This window comes from Cerasibacillus quisquiliarum (assembly GCF_014202495.1).
Taxonomy (GTDB): Bacteria; Bacillota; Bacilli; order Bacillales; family Amphibacillaceae; genus Cerasibacillus; species Cerasibacillus quisquiliarum.
This window is the reverse complement of sequence record NZ_JACHHA010000011.1, coordinates 1-21293: the sequence shown is the minus strand read 5'-3', so window position 1 is coordinate 21293 and position 21293 is coordinate 1. Positions and strand designations below refer to the sequence as shown.

The 21293-nt window shown below is 35.8% G+C and carries 13 protein-coding genes, 1 pseudogene and 1 riboswitch; of the genes and pseudogenes, 13 read left to right on the top strand and 1 reads right to left on the bottom strand.

Translation table 11 applies throughout. From position 1 onward, the window contains the following. Positions 1-6 precede the first annotated feature (6 nt). A riboswitch (TPP riboswitch) is annotated at positions 7-110 on the bottom strand. 182 nt (positions 111-292) lie between these two features. From exaC to HNQ35_RS10860, 8 genes are all read left to right on the top strand, one after another. After that, a complete protein-coding gene (exaC, locus tag HNQ35_RS10895) occupies positions 293-1813 on the top strand; it encodes an acetaldehyde dehydrogenase ExaC (protein ID WP_146938306.1) in 1521 nt (506 codons plus the stop codon). Between the two features lie 335 nt (positions 1814-2148). Continuing rightward, positions 2149-2502, top strand: a complete 354-nt coding sequence (locus HNQ35_RS10890) for a DUF779 domain-containing protein (RefSeq protein WP_146938307.1) — start codon at positions 2149-2151, stop codon at positions 2500-2502. A gap of 158 nt (positions 2503-2660) precedes the next feature. After that, entirely contained in the window at positions 2661-3512 is an 852-nt protein-coding gene (locus tag HNQ35_RS10885) for a DegV family protein (protein WP_146938308.1), read from the top strand. A 684-nt stretch (positions 3513-4196) separates the two neighbouring features. Then, entirely contained in the window at positions 4197-5495 is a 1299-nt protein-coding gene (locus tag HNQ35_RS10880) for a GntP family permease (RefSeq protein ID WP_146938309.1), read from the top strand. A 150-nt stretch (positions 5496-5645) separates the two neighbouring features. After that, positions 5646-9272: a fibronectin type III domain-containing protein gene (locus HNQ35_RS10875; RefSeq protein ID WP_170226709.1), complete on the top strand. Its 3627-nt coding sequence runs from the start codon at positions 5646-5648 to the stop codon at positions 9270-9272. Between the two features lie 346 nt (positions 9273-9618). Beyond that, a complete protein-coding gene (locus HNQ35_RS10870; RefSeq protein ID WP_170226710.1) occupies positions 9619-14310 on the top strand; it encodes a phosphodiester glycosidase family protein in 4692 nt (1563 codons plus the stop codon). Positions 14311-14437: 127 nt separating this feature from the next. Then, the gene (gene fmdA, locus HNQ35_RS10865) at positions 14438-15637 is read left to right on the top strand and encodes a formamidase (protein WP_260173528.1); all 1200 of its coding nucleotides are present in this window, start codon (positions 14438-14440) and stop codon (positions 15635-15637) included. 12 nt (positions 15638-15649) lie between these two features. Beyond that, the gene (locus tag HNQ35_RS10860; RefSeq protein WP_146938312.1) at positions 15650-15928 is read left to right on the top strand and encodes a zinc ribbon domain-containing protein; all 279 of its coding nucleotides are present in this window, start codon (positions 15650-15652) and stop codon (positions 15926-15928) included. 69 nt (positions 15929-15997) lie between these two features. Here the strand turns inward: HNQ35_RS10860 and HNQ35_RS10855 are convergent, their stop codons facing one another. Then, complete coding sequence (locus tag HNQ35_RS10855; protein WP_170226711.1) at positions 15998-16156, bottom strand: hypothetical protein; 159 nt, start codon at positions 16154-16156, stop codon at positions 15998-16000. Positions 16157-16290: 134 nt separating this feature from the next. Here HNQ35_RS10855 and HNQ35_RS10850 point away from each other — a divergent pair, with 134 nt between their 5' ends. The 5 genes and pseudogenes from HNQ35_RS10850 to HNQ35_RS10830 all read left to right on the top strand — a co-directional run. Continuing rightward, a complete protein-coding gene (locus tag HNQ35_RS10850) occupies positions 16291-16638 on the top strand; it encodes a zinc ribbon domain-containing protein YjdM (RefSeq protein ID WP_146938313.1) in 348 nt (115 codons plus the stop codon). Between the two features lie 275 nt (positions 16639-16913). Next, a complete protein-coding gene (locus HNQ35_RS10845; protein WP_146938314.1) occupies positions 16914-17540 on the top strand; it encodes a hypothetical protein in 627 nt (208 codons plus the stop codon). Positions 17541-18047: 507 nt separating this feature from the next. Then, positions 18048-19994: a DUF2075 domain-containing protein gene (locus tag HNQ35_RS10840; RefSeq protein ID WP_146938315.1), complete on the top strand. Its 1947-nt coding sequence runs from the start codon at positions 18048-18050 to the stop codon at positions 19992-19994. A 98-nt stretch (positions 19995-20092) separates the two neighbouring features. Then, positions 20093-20380: a M48 metallopeptidase family protein gene (locus HNQ35_RS14530; RefSeq protein WP_146938316.1), complete on the top strand. Its 288-nt coding sequence runs from the start codon at positions 20093-20095 to the stop codon at positions 20378-20380. Between the two features lie 341 nt (positions 20381-20721). After that, positions 20722-21293, top strand: a pseudogene (locus tag HNQ35_RS10830) (hypothetical protein); the annotation flags it as partial.

The following is a 21293-nucleotide window of genomic DNA, read 5'->3' as shown; positions in this document are numbered from 1 at the left end:
AATAGCTTGGCGAATCGTCCACTTCCCTCCGCTGGTGTTAACCAGATCAGGTTCCAAGGGTCCTAAACCTAATTAGTCTCAGCCTTTTTCAGGCTCCCCTAGTAGAAACGAAAATATATTTCTCGTTAAGACTATCATATTTATTAAAATAGTCAAATAATGAATATTTTTACAATACTTACTATAAACATGTATCAAGGAGTGTCATGTTTTTTGTAGAAACTTGAAACCCATGATTACATAAGCAATAACATGATACGACCAAATCATTATTATAAGGGAGGATTCATGAGTGAGATATGTCAATCCAAATACGAAAGGCTCAGTTGTGCAATTTAAAGACCGTTATGACAATTTTATAGGGGGTGAATATGTTCCACCTGTAAAAGGGAATTATTTTGAAAATATGAGTCCCGTAACGGGAGAGGTGTTTTGTGAAGTTGCCAGGTCAACGAAAGAAGATGTGGAACGTGCGGTGGATGCGGCGTATAAGGCAAAGGATGCCTGGGGAAAAACATCACCAGCTGAAAGGGCAAATATATTAAACAAAATAGCAGATCGAATAGAAGAAAACATTGATATGTTAGCTGTGGCGGAAACTTGGGATAATGGTAAAGCGGTAAGGGAAACATTAGCTGCGGATATCCCACTAGCCATTGATCATTTCCGTTATTTTGCCGGGGCGATTAGAGCACAGGAAGGTTCAATTAGTCAAATTGATGATGAGACGGTTGCCTATCATTTCCATGAACCACTCGGTGTTGTTGGACAAATTATTCCATGGAACTTCCCACTATTAATGGCCACATGGAAAATTGCACCAGCACTCGCAGCAGGAAATTGTGTCGTATTAAAACCAGCAGAACAAACCCCAGCATCGATTCATGTCTTTCTCGAGTTAATCGGTGATTTATTACCACCAGGTGTACTGAATGTTGTCAATGGATTCGGATTAGAAGCGGGTAAACCACTAGCGACAAGTAGCCGTATATCAAAAGTGGCGTTCACTGGTGAAACAACGACAGGTCGGTTAATTATGCAATATGCTTCTGAAAATATTATTCCTGTTACTCTTGAGTTAGGAGGAAAGTCACCAAATATATTCTTTAGTGATGTGATGGACCAAGATGATGCATTTTTAGATAAAGCCGTTGAAGGACTCGTTATGTTTGCGTTAAACCAAGGTGAAGTTTGTACATGTCCATCTCGAGCACTTATTCAAGAATCAATTTATGATGATTTTATGGCGCGTGCCATTGAAAGGGTAAAGGAAATTAAAGTTGGTCATCCATTAGATACCGAAACAATGATGGGTGCACAGGCGTCGATGGAACAATTGGAAAAAATCATGTCCTATTTGGAAATTGGAAAAGAAGAAGGCGCAGAAGTATTAGTAGGCGGAAGTAGGAATGAATTGAGCGGTGAGTTGAGTGGCGGCTATTATGTCAAACCGACTATCTTTAAAGGACATAATAACATGCGTATTTTTCAAGAGGAGATATTTGGACCTGTTCTATCTGTTACGACATTTAAAGATGATAACGAGGCGATGTCTATCGCGAACGACACATTATATGGACTTGGTGCAGGTGTGTGGACGCGAAATATTAATAAAGCTTACCACTTCGGGCGTGGGATTCAAGCAGGCCGTGTGTGGACGAATACGTATCATCAATATCCAGCTCATGCCGCATTTGGTGGCTATAAAAAATCAGGCATCGGACGTGAAAACCATTTAATGATGCTTAGCCACTATCAGCAAACGAAAAATTTGCTGATTAGCTATAGTGAAGAACCGACGGGGTTATTTTAGTTTAGCATTTGTTATCATTTTAAGGACGATTCATGTCTCTTGTGGATAACATTTCGCATGGAATGTAGATTTAGTATTTTTTAAGCGGGTACAACAGTGTTGAAAATGTTTCAAATATGTCGAGTGTGTAGGGAATAGCGAATCGTATGAGAAGGATACTTGCTTAAATAATGTAGCGAAAACAATACCGTTTAAAACGTCTCTTAAGTACCCGCGATATATTTTCTATACTTATGAGAACGCTTGCAGCTATAGTATTTCTTGTTAATGTTCTTAATGCATATCACTGGTGGGACTACAATTGTAAGCGACCAAAAAGAAAAGGATGATATGAAATGGTAAAACGCGTTGTTGCCACGGAAAAGGCGTTAAAATTAATCGATTTCTTAAAAGAAAAGCATGGTCTATTAATGTTTCATCAATCTGGTGGTTGCTGTGATGGAAGCTCACCGATGTGTTATCCACGTGATGAATTTCGCGTTGGAGATTCAGATGTTTTATTAGGAAAAATAGGAGACACACCGTTTTACATGGCGAAAGATCAATATGAATATTGGAAGCATACGCAATTAATTATTGATGTCGTTGATGGGCGTGGGGGCATGTTCTCTTTGGAAGGAGTGGAAGGTAAGCGATTTATTACACGCTCACGCGTATTTACAAAAGATGAACAACAAAATCTTACATAATTTCATATTCGAAAAGTATGTATAAGATATATTATTCTAGTAAAATTATGCAATATCATATGAACAAAGTATCAAATATATGGATGTTTATGTTCAATCTTGATAAAATAACTATAATAGGTCATTATAGCTACTGAAATGAGAGAGGTTGAATACATATGTCAAAAATTATTCTCAGTGCTGACAGTACTTGTGATTTAAGCACCGCTTTATTAGAACGTTACGATGTTCATCTCCAGCCTCTTCGTATAAACTTAGGCGATAACATTTATCAAGATGGGGTTGATATTACACCAGATGAGATTTATGCAACTTTTGAAAAAGACCGTATATTACCGAAAACATCTGCGCCAAACCCCCAAGAATACATTGATTACTTTCGTCAATGGACGGACGAGGGGCATGAAGTCGTTCATATTAGCCTAGGTTCCGGCATTTCTTCTTCACATCAAAATGCGAAACTAGCAAGTGAGGAATTGGGGAATGTCTATGTCATAGATTCGGGAAATCTTTCTACAGGTATGGGACATCTCGTTATCGAGGCTGGAGAACGAATAAAGAAAGGCTTACCTGCATCGCAAATTTATGAAGAAGTAGATGCATTAAAATCAAAAGTACATGCCAGCTTTGTCATTGATACGCTCACCTATTTATATGAAGGAGGCCGTTGTTCTGCACTCCAAGCCTTTAGTGCGAGCCTACTAAAAATAAAACCTTGTATTGAAGTCGATAATACGAGTGGAAAAATGGACGTAGGCAGAAAATATCGCGGTTCTCTTACAAAAGCATTCAAACGCTATACGAAAGATCAACTAACAAGTCACGACAATATTAAAAAAGACCGTGTTTTTATTACTCACTCTGGTACATCCCAAGAAAACATTGATGTTGTTAAAGAAACCATCCAAGAATTAGTAGACTTTGATGAAATTTTCGTCACGCGAGCTGGATGTACAATTTCATCTCATTGTGGACCAAATACGCTCGGTGTATTGTTTATGACAGAATAGGTAAAATTTTTTTGATATATCCATTAATCGATAGAAACAATCATTTACTTGTCTTCATTTTCCTATATTTTACCTAAAATGGATGAGGTTCTTTTTGTAATCGAAACAATCGCTTTTTCAACCGGATTAGCAATTTGCTTTCTCTTACAGGAACTTCATCTTATTTTCTTTCTATTATTTCCACTTACATCATTGTAAAAATATAAAAAAACTTATAAGGCTATATCTTTTGTGTGACAGAAACAAATCACACTATTTTTATAGAAAATTGATCTAGCACACCACAGAAAATACTAAAAAATCCCCTGTCTTCGTTGCTAATCAACCATTAAAACAAGAATTACCTCATTCATAAACCACTAAAACCTTTCAAAGCTAAACGAAAGATTTGTATCTTCAAGGCTCAGCTCATGAATAAGATTGGACAAAGATACATAGTTTTATGAAGACTACACGCCACACAGTTTTCAATTTTCTAAAGGGTTCATCGGAGTGTAGAACTCTACTCTCCATGGATATTGAAATACATGAAGTTCTGTGTGGAGTATTGGGCTGTACTCCGTACGGATAACGATAAATTCACTATTTCGTGAGGAGTGTAGAGCTCTACTCCGCATGGATTTGTTTATGCAACACGACAGACAACCAATCAGAATTTAAAGCTAGCAAAGGGGATGTATTAAAATGTTGAGTATTATTGGCTTGATTGGTAGCTTGGCATTACTCATTTACTTTACGATGCGTGGTATTAACATTATTATTTCTGCAGTCTTTTGTTCACTTATTTTAGCTTTGACCGGGGGATTAAATATCATTGAGGCTTTAACGGAATATTATATGGAGGGATTTACGAATTTTTTTAAATCATGGTTTCTCATTTTTTTAGCTGGTGCTATATTCGGTAAAGTCATGGAGGACACTCGAGCGGCTCAATCGATTGCCTTTTGGTTTCAAGAAAAAGTCGGCTCTAAAGGGGCTGTCCTAGCAGTAGTTGGTGCGAGTGCAATCATGACCTATGGTGGCGTGAGTGTCTATATTGTTGCGTTTTGTGTCTATCCAATCGCGGTTTCTTTATTTAGACATGCTAATTTACCACATCGTTTCATTCCGGCAGCATTAGTTTTTGGCTCGATTTCGTTTACAATGACATCGCCTGGATCACCTGAAATACAAAATATCATTCCAACACAACATTTCGGGACTACACCAATGGCGGGCGGGTGGATTGGTTTTCTTGGCGCTTTTATTATTATGATTGCAGGTGGCTTTGCTCTACAAAAGATGGTAGGGAAAGCAGTAAAAAATGGCGAAACGTTTCAATTACCATATAAGGATACAACATTCAAACACTCGACAAATGAAAAATTGCCACATATACTCATTTCACTAATTCCACTCATCATTGTCGTTTCAGTCGTCAATATTTTATCAAAATATATTGTTACCGAAGAAGCCGTTCTAGTCGCTCTAGTCATAGGTGCCTTGATGGCATGGATATTAATGTTTCCATATACGAAAACACATATGACCATTTTAACAAAAGGAACCGAAAACGCTCTTGTTGCTATAGCGAATACGTGTGGAGTTGTCGGATTTGGCGCGGTTGCTTCTCAAGTACCGGCGTTTTCTACTATCGTTGATAAATTAACAAATATGCCTGGATTAGAATATGTCGGTTTAGCTATTGCTGTAACTTTGATTGCGGGTATAACAGGTTCAGCTGCAGGAAGGTTAGGAATTGCGCTTCCTATATTAGCGCCCATATACCTAGCACAAGGATTAGATCCGGGAGCGATGCACCGTATTTCAGCATTTGCTTCTGGTGGCTTGGACTCCTTACCACATAATGGATACATCGTCACAACAGTACAAGGTGTTTGTCGTGAAACACATCAAAAAGCATACAAACCAATCTTCATGATTAGCGTGGTGATTCCTACAATTGTTTTGTTCTTCGTTGTTTTACTCTATACGTTTTTTTAAATCTACTGTTTCTATTGACAAGAAAAAATGCATCCCGTAGTTACGAATAGACTTTTATTAAATTAAATTTATATTATCTTAACAATGACTTAATAAACGGGTGCTATAGTTTTTATATCAAGTAAATTAATGAAGAAATGGGGAATACTTTTGAGGAGAAAAGCATTTATATTCATGTTATTAGGGTTATTGTTATTCACAACAGTGTTACCACACCCGACTTATATGGCTTTTGCTGAAGGAGTAGACACTGGAAATACCGAAACAGAAATGACCATTGAGCAAGAAACAGAAACAGGAGGAGCAGAATCTAGTAAAGCATTACAGAGTGAATCTGCTGAACCGTCTACTAATCTTATAGAAACAGAACCGGGTAAGAAAGATGAACAAAAGACGGCTCAAGAAGAAACAGTTCCAACCGTCGAACAAAAACAAGTAACAACAAATGAAGAACAGCCTGAAGAAAAGACTGTTACGGCAAATGAAACAAAACCTACAACAGAAAAACAAACGAAGGAAAACATAAGTTCAACTAAAGAAGTGGACAAACCTTATATCGTTCTTGAGGATTTTGAAAATGGAATAGGAAGTTGGACAGCAAGTGGTGCCCGCTATCATTCTGTTGATGTTTCAGTAACAGATGAAGTAGCTCGATTTGGAAAGCATGCACTGCGCATGGATTATGATTTTATTCGCACACAAGGTGTATCGGGCGTCTATGCGTCACGAGGTGAAGAAATTGTTATTCCAGGAAAACCGAAGAAAATGGGTATGTGGGTTTATGGTGATGGTCATAAACAATGGCTTAGACAACAATTATATGATGCGAATGGGACGAGCTTTAATATTGACTACACATCTGATAACCCAAATGGTGTCACTTGGAAAGGTTGGAAATATGTTGAAGCAGAAATCCCTGAGCATTGGGAAGCGCCATTTACAATGGGAAGTCAAGCCGTACGCTACATGGCTACAAAAGATAATGCCAAGACAAAAGGAACGATTTACATAGACAATATTCGTGCCGTTTATACGGACTCGATTGATGAGGATGTCACAAATCCAGTTTTATCAGATTTTAAACCAGGTAAAGATGAAATAGCTTACTCGAATGTTCCAGAAATACGTGCTGTTGCGATGGATGAAAAAGCAGGGTCTGGTATTGATCCGACTCGTATTTATATGAAAATAGATGATCAATCTGTCACACCTGCTTATGATGCGAAGACAGGAGTCGTATCTTATACACCAGAAAAACCACTTGCTGAAGGGCTACATAGGGCTTGGATTGAAGTATTTGATAAAGCAGGAAACCATACGTTTGAAACATGGCAATTTTACGTCTCAACAGGAGGACCAGAAGTTGTTTGGGATGGTCCAGAAGAAGCATATGCAGGTTCGACTTTTGATGTGAAAATTAAAATCAATGAACCAAAAGCTTTAACTAAAACCGAACTTAAACTTCATTATGATCCACAGCTTTTAAAACTTGTCGATGGAAAAGCTAATATTCCGTCTGCTTTTAATGAAGCAAACGTTGAGCAAGTCGTTAATGAAGAAACAGGTGATATTTCGTTCAATTGGAGTCAATTGGAAAAAGCTAACCTCACTGATTCAGAAGTATTTGCAACACTTACTTTCCGATTAGGATTAGATGCATCAGGTGAACTAGCTATTGAGATGAAAGATGGATACCACCATTATACAGATAATAAAATGGGAACAATTCCGTTTTTCGTCGCACCTTACCAGGCAAAAATTGCCCAACCTTTAACAATTGATGTCGAAGGGAAATCAGTAAATACACCAAGTATGATTAAGGTGACAGACCGTTACGGTGAACCAGTCGAAGGGGCAACAATCAATGTATTAGACAATAAAAAATTAATTAAAGTTACAAAGCCAACTCATATTTATAAAGGTGGAAGTGGCGTTGCTGGAGAACCTTATGAAGCGGTTGAAGTAGGGACATATATACCGGTAGCTAAAGTGCCGTATGCTGGATTTGATTACTATCGTATTTTCATGCCAAACGGTGAACAACGTTATTACCATGTGCCAAAAGATGATGTTGAAGAAATAGATTGGAGCACAGTCTTTGACAAAACAGATAAAAATGGTGAAGTGAAAACAGACTTACTGACATTGTCACGTATTCCGCTTCGGATGCAAGCGACTAAAGGTGAACTCGTTAGCCAAGTGCTTGATTTAACGATTTTACCACAGCTTGGTACAGAAACACCTGAACATGTAACACTCACATGGAAAAATGATCCACAAACGACACAACATTTTACGTGGAAAACAAATACTGCCGTCCAAGATAGTGTGGTTGAAGTCGTTCCAGCGACAGATGGGGATGGTTTTCAAAGTGAAGCAGTCGAACAATTTACTGGAAAAAAAGTACTTTTCTCTGATCCAGAAGGTGAAATGAATATTCATCACGTCGAGGCGAGCGGATTACAACCTGGAACGACATATCAGTATCGTGTCGGAGATGGAACCGATTCGGGCTGGAGTAATGTTAATACATTTACAACAGCATCTTCAGAAGATGATCCATTCCGCTTTATGTTCGTTGCTGATACACAAGCATATGATGAAGCTGGATTTGCTTTATGGACTCAGTTATATAAGCTCGGTTTAGAAAAATACCCTGATACGGCATTCACTGTTCATGCGGGGGATATTGTTGAAGAAGGAAATAAGCTAAGCCAGTGGAATTTATTTTTAAACGCATCAAAAGGATTAAATGAAAACATTCCATTTATGTCTGTTCTCGGTAATCATGATGTATATGGAAAAGGTGCAAACACATATAAGCATTTATTCCCTTATCCACAAAATGGGCCAGAAGGGAAAGAGAATTTCGTTTACTCATTTGATTACGGAAATGCTCATTTCATTATGTTAAATTCCGAATTTGGTGTTCAAGATATGAGAGAACAACAAGAGTGGATTCGCCAAGAAGTTGAAAACACGGATAAACTTTGGACAATCGTTACGTTTCACCGTTCGCCTTATAAAAGTAATCCAAAAAGAGGACAAGATGCTACGGCTGAAACTTTCGCACCACTATTAGAAGAGTTGGGCGTAGATTTAGTCCTTACGGGTCACGACCATGCCTATATGCGTTCACATTTGATTAAAAATGGGGAACCACAACCTGATGGAGAAGGAACGCAATATTTAATCGGTGGCTCTGCTGGACCGAAATTTTATCCGGGACAAGAAACAGACTACGTAAAGGTCCTCCATGCAAAGGAAGAGCAAGTCTTTACGTCTATCTTAGTCGATGGTAATGAATTGAAAATCGAAGCCTATACCATTCATGATGAGCTCGTTGATTCATTCACAATGACAAAAGAAGTACCTGAAGAAACCCCTGATGAAGAAGAAAAGCCAGGTGGTCCAGTAGAAACACCCGACGAAGGTGAAACACCGGGTGACAATAACAACGAGGAAGAAACACCAGATCACAAAGACGAAACACCGTCAGATAAAGACAACACAGAAGTACCGAGTGACAAAGAAGATAACAAAGGTGATACAAAAGATACTGGCAATAAAACAGTCACATCACCTAAGAACACGGATAAAACGGCAGAAAATAATGCAGCTAAGACAAATAATCCATCTGCTGACTCCAATGAAAATTCCGGTCATAAAAAATTACCAAACACGGCAACATCGATATATCATTGGGTTTTCGTCGGTGTTATGATGACTATCTTAGGTTTAGCACTTCTGATGTATCGCAAGCGAAAATATAATTAATAAAATCCCCTGTCTTCTCATGTGAGACAGGGGATTTAAAATTTATAATTTCCAAATGGCACCTCAAACAATTCTCACACTTTCATTTTCATCAATCTCTTTCAGCTCCAAATCTATTTTAACCATTTGTAATAGCTCATCATCGAATGGACTAACAGAGCATGGGATACGGCGCTCGTGAGCAATTGTGTCTGCTAATCTATTTTTATTGTGCAGAGTAGAAAGCCCCATTTAATATAAAAAAATATGAAACATTTACATAATACTTATCTTAACTTCATATACGTTTAACAAATCATAATTATAATGAATATGGTTAGATTCATATTATGAGGGGAGAATGGAGATGCAATATAAAAATAAACAAGTGATGTCTTTCTTTATGATTGTTGTATTAATGTTGAACACAGTTATAAATGTCCTGCCCATTAGTGCTCAATCATCTACCGAAAAGGTGAAAGAACAAACACTTGGAGACGGTATTACTCATAAAGAAATCAATACCTCTAATTATAGTAATTCGGGTTTAAGACAGAATATTAATATCGTAAAGGCAAACTTAAATCATCCAGATGTAGAGGTGAAAACAACTAAAGCACTAGATCGTGTGATTGCTAGAGAAACACTATCACAACAAGCGGCACGAGAAGAAAAGCGTGGTGGATATCATTTTGTAGCGGGAGTTAATGCAGATTTATTTCATATGATTGATGGTTCACCTTTAGGTGTGCATATCAAAAATGGAAAACTACTCGTCACACATGCTAGTTCGAATGGTGGTAAATTAAGACCTTCATTTGCCATTGATCGTCATAAGCAGCCAATGATTGCTGAAATGTATGCGACAGGTCAGTTGAAGCTTGAAAATCAAGAGATAATTCTTGATACTCTTAACCGTAATGATATTAACAATCGAACGATTTTATACACAAGTGAAATCAATCAGAAATCATCGCTTGACGTGCCGTATGACAACGGTGCGTATGTCCTTATGACGGCAACCGAGGCGTTTAGTGGAATTATACCAGGTCAAACAATTTCCGCTAAAATGGAACGCGATACATATGTTGAACAGAGTAAAAAGGGAACACAAGTACAGTTAAAACAAAACCAGTTCCTCTTAGCTGCATTCGGAGATAAAGCAGATACATTAAGACATGTTATGCAAGAAACTGAGGATGACGATACATCATTGATCTTCAATGTTTATGCTAATGGACAAGTTAAAAATGATATAGAAGAAGCGATTACTTCACAAAATTGGTTAGTTCAAAATGGACATGCCTATACATCAGAAGAATTAAAAAATATGGGGTATGGCTCGGGATTAACGGACTCAACAAATGCTCGAACCGCAATAGGGTTAACAGCAAACAATGAACTTATCTTATACACAGTCGACAAACCAAGTGCTACTTATTCACAGGCAACTGGATTTACAAATGAAACACTTGCTAAAGCAATGAAAGCTGAAGGGGCAATCGTAGCTGTCAACTTAGATGGTGGCGGTTCAACTCAAATGAATATTAAGCCAGAAGGAACAAACAAACTTATTGTCCAAAACTATCCAGGTGACAATGAAGAGCGTCCTATTACGAATGGAATTTTTATTAATTACAAAGGCAAGAAAACCACAACAGTTGGAAAAACCATTGTTGAACCTAAGAAGATTACAATGTATAAAAATGCTTCTTATCCATTTAATGTAAAAGCAACTGATAAAAACGGACATGCTATAAACTTAAAATATCGCGATGTGAAATGGGAAACATCTATTGGAGAAATTGATGAAAAAGGTGTATATAAGGCACCTAATCATGCAACAGAAGCAAAAGTGACCGCAACAATTAACAAAGTACCAGGAAATGCTAACATATCTGTCGTAGATCAAATTGACCAAATTAAAGTTATTGGTGATACATCACTTGTTTTAAATAAAGGTGATACACATACATTTGATTTAAAAGCTTTTTATAAAAAAGAAGAAGTTTATATTACCTCCGATGTCTTTACATGGGAATTAGATAATGCATCTATTGGAACGATAAAAGATGGCGTGTTACGGGTGAACAAAGATGTCCCATCAGGAACAGAAGGAACAGTAACAGTTCGTTTAGGTGACTTGAAAGAAGAAATTTCTATTAGTGTAGGCATTGCTAATAAAATGATTCAAGATATGGAGAATTTTAATCTTGGAGACGAGCCATTTGAAGGGAGTCGAAATTTCGTCAGAACTTATCATTATACTGTGTCTGATGAAGTCGTAAAAAATGGCCAACATAGTTTAAAATTAGATTATCATTATGGTGGCTGGGTCACAGGTAATGGTGCCATGTATGCTAACATGTATCCGTATGGACAACCAGCTCCAGACCACGTCATAGCAGATGTTTTGCCAAAGAAACTCGGTATGTGGGTTTATTCTGATGGTAGCCCTGTTCCATGGGTTCGTGCTGTTGTGAAAGATGGAAATGGGCAAAATAAAACTCTCAACTTAACAAGTGGTAAGCAAGCATGGAATGGATGGCGCTTTTTAGAAGTAGATATCCCTGAAGATTATGTAACACCAATTAATTTATACCAGATTTATCTTGTAGAACTTGATAAAAAAATTCAGGGTGATTCAAATGCTAAAGGAACTGTTTATATTGACGATATTCAGTGGATTTATAACAATGATCTCGATGTGAAGGGACCAGAAATTTCATTAATTAATCCTAAATCATCACTCGTCCTAGCTGACCATTTTACTTTCGATGCGGTGATTCGTGATGATAAATCTGGAGTCGATTTAGAAACGATTCAGTTAATGGTTAATGATAAAGAAGTTAAACCACAAATCAGCGTGCAAGATGATGAATCAGTTAAAGTAACAGCAGAGTTTACTCATCTAGCAGAAGAGGATTATCATGTCGTTTTAACAGCTAAGGATAAACAAGGTAATGAAGCGGTGCCATATTTGGATGAAATTTTTACGATTGATTTAAGCCCGGACGAAAAGGCACCAGAAATATCTCAAGTAACACCTACAGCGACTGCAGTGGAGAAAACACCAATACCAAGAGTAACATTTAAGTTATCTGATGATAAAACAGGTGTGGATTCAGAAAGTGTTCAAGTTCTCGTAGATGAAGAAAAACTAGAAACATTCTATGATGAAAAAACAGGCTGGGGCTACGCTATTTCACATGAACTAAAAGATGGTAAACATGTAGCAGTTATTCAAGCACAAGACAATGCTGGTAACAGTATGGAACCATATGAAGTAACATTTGAAGTTAAAGCGGTCAAACAACCGAAAGATCCGAATAACTTTAATATTTCATTCGTTACAGATACACATTTATCAGGCTTTGGAAAACATTTTATGAACCGTCTGAATCAAGATGACTCTGAATTGGTGATTCATTTAGGTGATATGGTTGATCAAGGGAAAACAGAAGAGTTTGAGAAAACATTAACAGAAGAATTTTCGAAAGTGACAAGAAAAGACTATTTAGCTGTGGCGGGAAATCACGAAGCGTTCCAAGGCGATTTAAGCCCTTATTATGACTACTTTGGCTCAGCTACTTATCATCTTGAATATGGTAATACATTAGTTGTCGTATTAAATTCGTCATTAGGACAGTCTATTTCACATTCTGATTCAACACAATTTGATTATCTACAAAAAGTTTTAGACAATCATTCAAAACAAAACGTCATTGTCGCTACCCATGTGACACCACGTGATAAATGGGGAACAGGTCATGAAATGGAGCAAGCAGATGTCGAAATGTTGGAAGGCATATTAGGAGACTATAAGAAAAACAACCCAGAAAAAAATATTCATGTCATGACAGGGCATTTACATGTCGCAGAAAAATGGGAAAAAGATGGCGTTCTTTATACGATTAACGGTGAAGGTGCATTGAAGAAATACGTACCGAATGAAAATGGTAACTTATTAGGAACGTCCGTTTTACAAATAAGAGATCAGGAGACAACTTGGAAATTTGTTCCATATTTAACGGATATGTATATCCATGATGATACATTTCAAGTAAATGAGAAAACACTTGATATTGCTAAAGGAGCTTCACGTCAGTTAGATGTTTACGGTGACTTCCGTGAATTGAGAGCAAACTATTTCGTATCGCTTATGCAATTAAATAAAGATGGATTACTCGATTTACGTTTCATTTCTTCTAATCCAGATGTTATAGAAATTGGCGAACATAATGAAATTATTGCAAAACAGATTGGTGAAGCGGAAGTGTATGCAGTCATAGGTGAATCACTTTACTTAGACGATGAAACATATGACAAGCGATCTGAACCAATTACTGTTCGAGTCGTTGATCCAGAATCTGTTGATATTTATAAACTAGACGTTTCTCCACTACAAGATACAGTAAATGTTGGTGATGAAATAATAATCAATGCAACAGCAACTGATTACTATGGAAACAAATTTGCTATTGATGCAAGCTTACTATACTATAAACCGAATCCGTTCGTAACAATTAAAGACGGCAAGCTTATTGCTAATAAAGAAGGAGAGGCAACAGTAGAATTTAGTTATCAAGATATTGAAGATAGCTTTAAAGTCACAGTACTCAAGGAAGAAGAAGCTCCTCCTGTTGATCCAGGTGAAGAACCTGGAGATGATGATAAAGAACAACCGGAAAAACCCGAAAATGAAGAGCCGGGAGATTCTAATGAAGAAAAACCGGGTAAAGAAAGACCAGGTAAAGAAAAACCAACTCACCCTAACGACGGTGGTAATAAAGATGAACAAGACGGTAACAATAAACCAGGTATAAGTATTAGTGATAAACAGGATAACAATGGGCAATCTGAAAAACGTCAAGGAAAAGATAAATCAAGTCAGCATAAAGCTGGAAGTAAGAACAAGGAAATGAATGAAGATAATCAACAAGGTCATAAAAAATTACCAAACACGGCAACATCGATATATCATTGGGTTTTCGTCGGTGTTATGATGACTATCTTAGGTTTAGCACTTCTGATGTATCGCAAGAGAAAATATAATTAATTAAATCCCCTGTCTTCTTATTGTAAGGCAGGGGATTTTAGCTGTGTAACTAGGTTAAAGTGACATAAATTTAGAGTCCTTATCGTATATTGTACTAATATGAATCTTAAGGAAGGAGATAAAGACGTTGGCGTTAGATAAGCAAAACAAAGGAATTAAAACCTTGTTTGAAATTGAATTGGACAAACCAATGGAAGAATGGTCACAAGTTGGGCATAATCGTTGGCACCCTGATATTCCAGCTATTTGTTCCGTCAATCCAGGAGAAGCGTTTCGATTTGAATGTAAAGACTGGACAGATGGTCAAATTAAAAATAATGATGATCCCTCTGACATTCGTCATGTTCAACTTGAACGTGTTCACGTGTTAAGTGGTCCTGTACATGTAAATGGAGCTGAACCTGGTGATCTGCTCGTTGTTGATATTTTAGATATCGGTATTTTCCGCGAACAAGCTTGGGGATTTGGTGGTATTTTTGCAAAAGAAAATGGTGGTAACTTTCTAGTCGATCATTTTCCAGAAGCGAATAAATCGATATGGGATTTTCATGGTATTTATACATCTTCTCGTCATATACCAGATGTGGAATTTGCAGGTATCTTACATCCTGGATTAATGGGGGTGGCACCATCACAAGAGATGTTAGATGAATGGAATCGCCGTGAGCGAGAACTCGTTTCCAAAAATCCTAACCGCATCCCACCATTAGCGAATCTCCCGACGCCAGAAGGTGCTATTTTAGGCAATTTAAAGGGAGCAGAATTTGATCGTGTAGCAAGAGAAGGAGCACGTACAGTTCCACCACGTGAGAACGGAGGAAACTGTGATATTAAAGACTTATCAAAAGGTTCGAGAGCTTATTTTCCAGTTTTTGTAGATGGTGCCAAACTTTCTGTCGGAGATCTACACTTCTCACAAGGTGATGGAGAAATTACATTTTGCGGTGCAATTGAAATGTCCGGTTGGATCGAATTACGTGTTAATGTGATTAAAGGTGGTATGGAAAAATATAATATAAAGAAAAACCCACTTTATGAACCTGGTCCAGTAAATCCAAATTATAACGAATATCTTGTCTTTCAAGGTGTGTCAGTTGAAGAGAATGGAAAACAAACATATTTAGATGCGAACGTTGCTTTTAAAAATGCATGCCTTAATGCGATAGATTATTTAAAAACAGTTGGATATACAGGCGAACAAGCTTTTATGCTCTTAAGTGCAGCACCTGTTCAAGCTCATTTAGCAGGTGTGGTTGATATACCAAACACTTGTGCAACGCTTGCAATACCAAAAGCAATCTTTAAAAAAGATATTATGCCTTTATAGGAGAGAATCAAGATGGCTTATTATACATTTAAATGTAATGTGTGTGGAGAGTTCACGGAATGGCATCGAAGTACAAAGGGAAATAAACAATATTCAACATGTCCAACATGTGATGCAATAGCTAAGAGAGTTTTTAAACCGCCGATTGTTTATCGACTGGATAAAAAATTAAAGCACACGATTGAAAAGGGTAAAGAACCACAGATAAGGACAAAAGAACAATTAACAACAACAGCGATTCAAAAAGTGACAAAGCGAAGTCAATCGGCCAGACCATGGCAAGTTAGCTAAGATAAACGTTAAAAATATATGATTGAATATAATGTGGATAGAGCTTGTAAGTTCTATCTGTATATGTTTTCATAAAAATTTCTCCGCAATGAGAAAAGCGATGATCGCAGCGATACAAATGGCTGTCATTTGTGTTCTTAAGTCCTTATCTTTATCTTCCCCACTAACATAGATGAATGACACGGCAATCATAAAGAGTAATAATACTTTGAACACAGTCACAATCATTATTGTAACTCCTCCAAAATATGGTGTATTATTAGTACAATATAACAGTCAATCCTAATCTTTGAATTAAGCTATTCATTATTTATTATACATGATAAGATGTGGTAGACGATAAATGCATTAGGAGTGAAGAAATGACAGCATTACCGAATTGCCCACAATGTAACTCAGAATACACGTATGAAGATCGTGACTTATTCGTCTGTCCCGAATGTGCGCACGAATGGATGGAAAATGAAGTAGAAGAAAACGATGACGAATCAACAATAAAAGATGCACATGGACAAGTTCTTGAAGACGGTGACACCGTAAACGTAATCAAAGACCTTAAGATAAAAGGCAGCTCGTCCGTCGTAAAACAAGGAACAAAAGTAAAAGGAATTCGCCTCATCCATGATGCTGTTGACGGTCATAATATTGATTGTAAGATAGATGGAATAGGCGCAATGAAATTAAAATCAGAATTTGTGAAGAAGGCTTAAGCTTAAAGAAGAAGACGTTTGCAATGAGAAGATGATTGCGGACGTCTGTTTTTATGGAAATGTTTTGTTATGTTATTAAAATATGATTGATAACTTATGAAGATTTTATCTCTATAAAACTCAAAATATAAAGATAGACAAATATATGTCTACCTTATTTGCTATATTGAATATTGAAACGATACCGGACTAGGGGGGGTAAAGGATTAGTTAACTGCACTTTTTTAGTAGATCAACAAATATCTTTACAGCTAATTTATGTGGGAGGGTATTAAATGGAACAAAAGAAGAAAAGTCATATTGCAAAATCAAAGAAATTATGGAAGACAATCGGAATCATATTAGTACTGATCATAACGTATTCAATCGGTAGCAGTAGTGCTACGACAACATTAAATGATGAGAAAGTTACCTACGATGACATACAGAGTAAAGTTTTGGAAGCAGAAAAAGAGCTTGAAGAAGTGACTTCGAAATTAGATGATAAACAGAATGAATATGATAAAGTAAAAAAGCTAATTGACCAGAAAGAAGATGTAGAGAAAGAATTAACGGATTTGAAAAGTAAAAAAGAAGAACACAAATCTGAGGTGAAATCGCTAAAAACTACAATAAAGGATAAAAAAAGCGAATTAAAATCATTAGAAGGAGATATTTTAGAAGCGAAAGGCAAGCCAATCAATCTAATAGCCGGTGAATGGATTGTCGGAGAAGATGTTCCAACAGGGAGATATGAAGCAAGCGGATCATCAAATTTTGTCGTACGAGATGAATACGGTGGATTGAAAGTAAACACAATCCTCGGTGGTGGAACAGTCGGAAGAGGGAATTATGTGTTTTTTGCAGAAGATGGAGACGTCATAAAGGCAGCAGCACAAGTAACTTTGACACCAGTAGAGTGAGTTTGCTTTTAATAGTTTAAGGATTGTTATCAAAAGTCAGAAAACGACTTAAATGACAATCCTTTTTTTATTCAAGTAAATCAAGGCTATTGGTAGAAGTTTAATAATGTAAAAGCACATTATATTTAGTGATAGTAGTTTTTAGTGTAGCCTCTCTTTACTCTAAATTTATCTTATTATGTTGACAAATATTGAACAATATAACATTATATCCAATAATTGGATATAAAAACTCTGAATAAATTAAAATATTTGGTATAATGTAGTCGAATAGGACTATAGTAGTATACAAGGTTGTGACTATATGTTAAATAAAATGTTGGATTTTGTCATAAATGGTAGCAAACGAAAGATAACAAAGCCGATTTTTATAAAGGGCTATTCAAAGGAAAACATGAATTGATGGAATTAGAAAGTGTAAACTACAGACTAAGATCGAACCACAAAAAAATAAAAGGGCTTGGACATTTTAACGTAGATAAATATAGAGTAATTAGGGGGGATTCTATGCTAATATATGAATCAACAAAACAAGAATTTCTACAAGACGTCTTTAATGATGAATTGACGAATAATATTATTAACAATTTTAATGAAAAGATTGGGTCAGTAAATGAAGCAGAAGTAAGGTCATGGGATAATTCGATGCAATTCATGTTTAGGGTTCTTATGGATCCAGAGATACCTAAAGATTCGGGAGTTGCCATTGAATTTAGAATACCGTATTCCTCTAAACGAGTTGATTTTTTAATAACAGGTAAATCAAAAGAATCAATTGGATCTATTATTATTGTCGAACTTAAGCAATGGGAAAAAATTGAAAAGATAGAAGGTAAGGAAGCAATTGTAAAAACACCAATGAGGTATGGAATGGTTGAAACAACACATCCTTCTTACCAAGCTTGGTCATATGCGTCATTAATAAAAGATTTTAACGAAACGGTACAACAGGAAAATATTGAGTTATACCCCTGTGCATATTTACATAATTATATTATTCATAAGGACGATGATCCGCTAACAGATGATATATACAATTATTACATTAATAAGGCTCCAATATTTGCAAAAGGTGATGCAGCTAAACTACGTAACTTTATCAAAAAGTATATAAAATATGGTGACGGAAAGAAAACGTTATATAAAATTGAAAAAGGAAAAATACGTCCATCTAAGTCCCTGCAAGACTCATTAAACTCTATGTTAAAAGGAAATCAAGAGTTTATTATGATTGATGAACAAAAGGTTGTTTATGAAAAAGCTTTACAAATTGTTAATGCTGCACAGCGGACAAACACTAAACAAGTTTTAGTTGTTGAGGGAGGTCCTGGAACAGGCAAATCAGTTTTAGCTATAAATCTATTAGTTGAATTGACTAATAGAGGAATGGTAGCACAATATGTTACAAAAAATGCAGCACCAAGACACATTTATTCAAATAAATTAAAAAGAGATTTCAAAAAATCTCATATTGATAATTTATTTAAGGGTTCGGGAAGCTATTTTAATGCTTCAAAAGATGAATTTGATGTATTAATTGTTGATGAAGCACATCGACTTAATGAAAAGTCGGGATTGTTTCAGAATTTAGGTGAAAATCAAGTTAAAGAATTAATAAATGCGGCTAAAACAACAATATTTTTTATTGATGAACACCAAAAAGTGACTATTAAAGATATAGGGAGTATTGACTTAATAGAAAAGTTTGCTCATGAATTGAAGGGGGATTTACATAAAACTGAATTAATATCTCAATTTAGATGTAATGGATCTGATGGTTATTTAGCCTGGATAGATGATGTATTACAAATTAGGAAAACAGCTAATATGAATTATATTGGAAAAGATTATGATTTTAGAGTATATGATGATCCTAATATTCTCTTAAATGATATTAAGGAGTTAAATAAAGTAAATAATAAATCAAGGGTTGTTGCAGGGTATTGTTGGGATTGGAATAAAGATACGAGAATGAAGTCAGATGTTCCAGATATTGTCATTCCTGAACATAACTTCGGTATTAGTTGGAACTTAGGTAATACAGAAACATGGGCAATCGATAAAGATTCTGTCAATGAAGCGGGTGTTATTCATACGTGTCAAGGACTTGAGTTTGATTATGTAGGTGTCATTATAGGAGATGATTTAATTTACCAAGAAGGAAGAGTTCAAACAGACTATACAAAGCGGGCTAAAACAGATCGTTCATTATTTGGTATAAAAAAGATGATGAAAGAAAAACCAGAAAAAGCAACAAAACTTGCAGATGATATTATTAGAAATACATACCGAACTTTGTTAACAAGAGGGCAAAAAGGTTGCTTTGTATTCTGTACAAACAAGCCACTCGCTAATTATTTAAAAGAACGTATTAAAAATATACAGGAATATAGACCAGACGAATTTTTTAAAAAAGATATCTATGTAGCGGAAAATAAACCAACTTATAAATAATGTGTTTTTCTTTCCAAGTCTTTAAAATCTTATAAGATAATGCTTAAAACTTGTATGACGAGCGCCGTCAGGTTATTTATCATGACGCACTAACAAGAATGCATAATAAGTTAAGTCACAAGGGGATTCTTAAGCCCGATTTGCAGATACGAAAGATGACTGTCCGCTGGGGAAGCTGTCTCACACGCGAACAAAAAATAATACTCAATAAAAATCTTATTATCGCACCAAAACATTGTATCGATTACGTTGTTCTCCACGAACTACTACATTTCATATACCCAGATCATGATGAACACTTTTTTAATCAACTCCAACTCCATATGCCAGACTGGAAGGAACGAAAGCGGATATTGGATGAAGAAGTGGTGAGGAAGATTTTTTAAAGAGAAAGATGACGAGAGTTGTCTTTCTCTTTTATAAAAACAAAACACCCCAACCTAGCAAGACGTTAGCAAGGAAAGGGTGTTTATAGAACTGCTCCAGCCCTGCAAAACGTTAGGGGGGAAAAGCCAGTTCATTTTTAGTATATGTTAATAAACATGTTAACATACATAAAAGTTTACTTCAAGTTCAATATGACATTTAGACTGTTTATGTAAAGATTCCAGAAAGACTTTTTTACGGATTAACAAGAAGATTAGATGTAGGAAAACAAGTAGATATTATTATTGATGAGAATAGTGAATACGACAAAATTAAGCTTGAGAATAAATTAAAAGAACAGATGAATGCTCATTCGGCATACAGAAACCTTGGATATAAAGTAAACAGGGTAGAACAAGCTTGTTCAGAGAAAAGTATTCCTTTACAAATAGTTGATATTTTACTAGGCATTGTTGTTTTTATTGTAGAGAAAAAATATCAAGAAAGAAATAATCAAAAAATAAGTATATCTAATTTAGTTAAAAGTGATTTAATTTATCGATTATTAATAGAAAATTATAACTTAGATAAATTTCATAAAAGAATATTAATATATCACTGGAACAATAGTAATGAAATAGATAAAGTTAATGTAAGTGATTATACTGGGAACTTCCTCCTTTTTAAAACACAATATGACATCAAAGAAATGAAGCGTCTAAATGAATTGATGTTAAAATACCCTCAAAATGATACGAAATTTTATAGGGAAAAAATGGGTTACAGTACAAGGCAGTTAAGAATGATTCAAGGCTATATAAATGAATTGTTAGGGAAGTGTAACCGTCAAGTAAAATTGAACACTTTTTGCTCATTAATTTTGAACATTTTCCGATTAAAATATAGACTTCCTATATTTAATTCGGTGGCTTT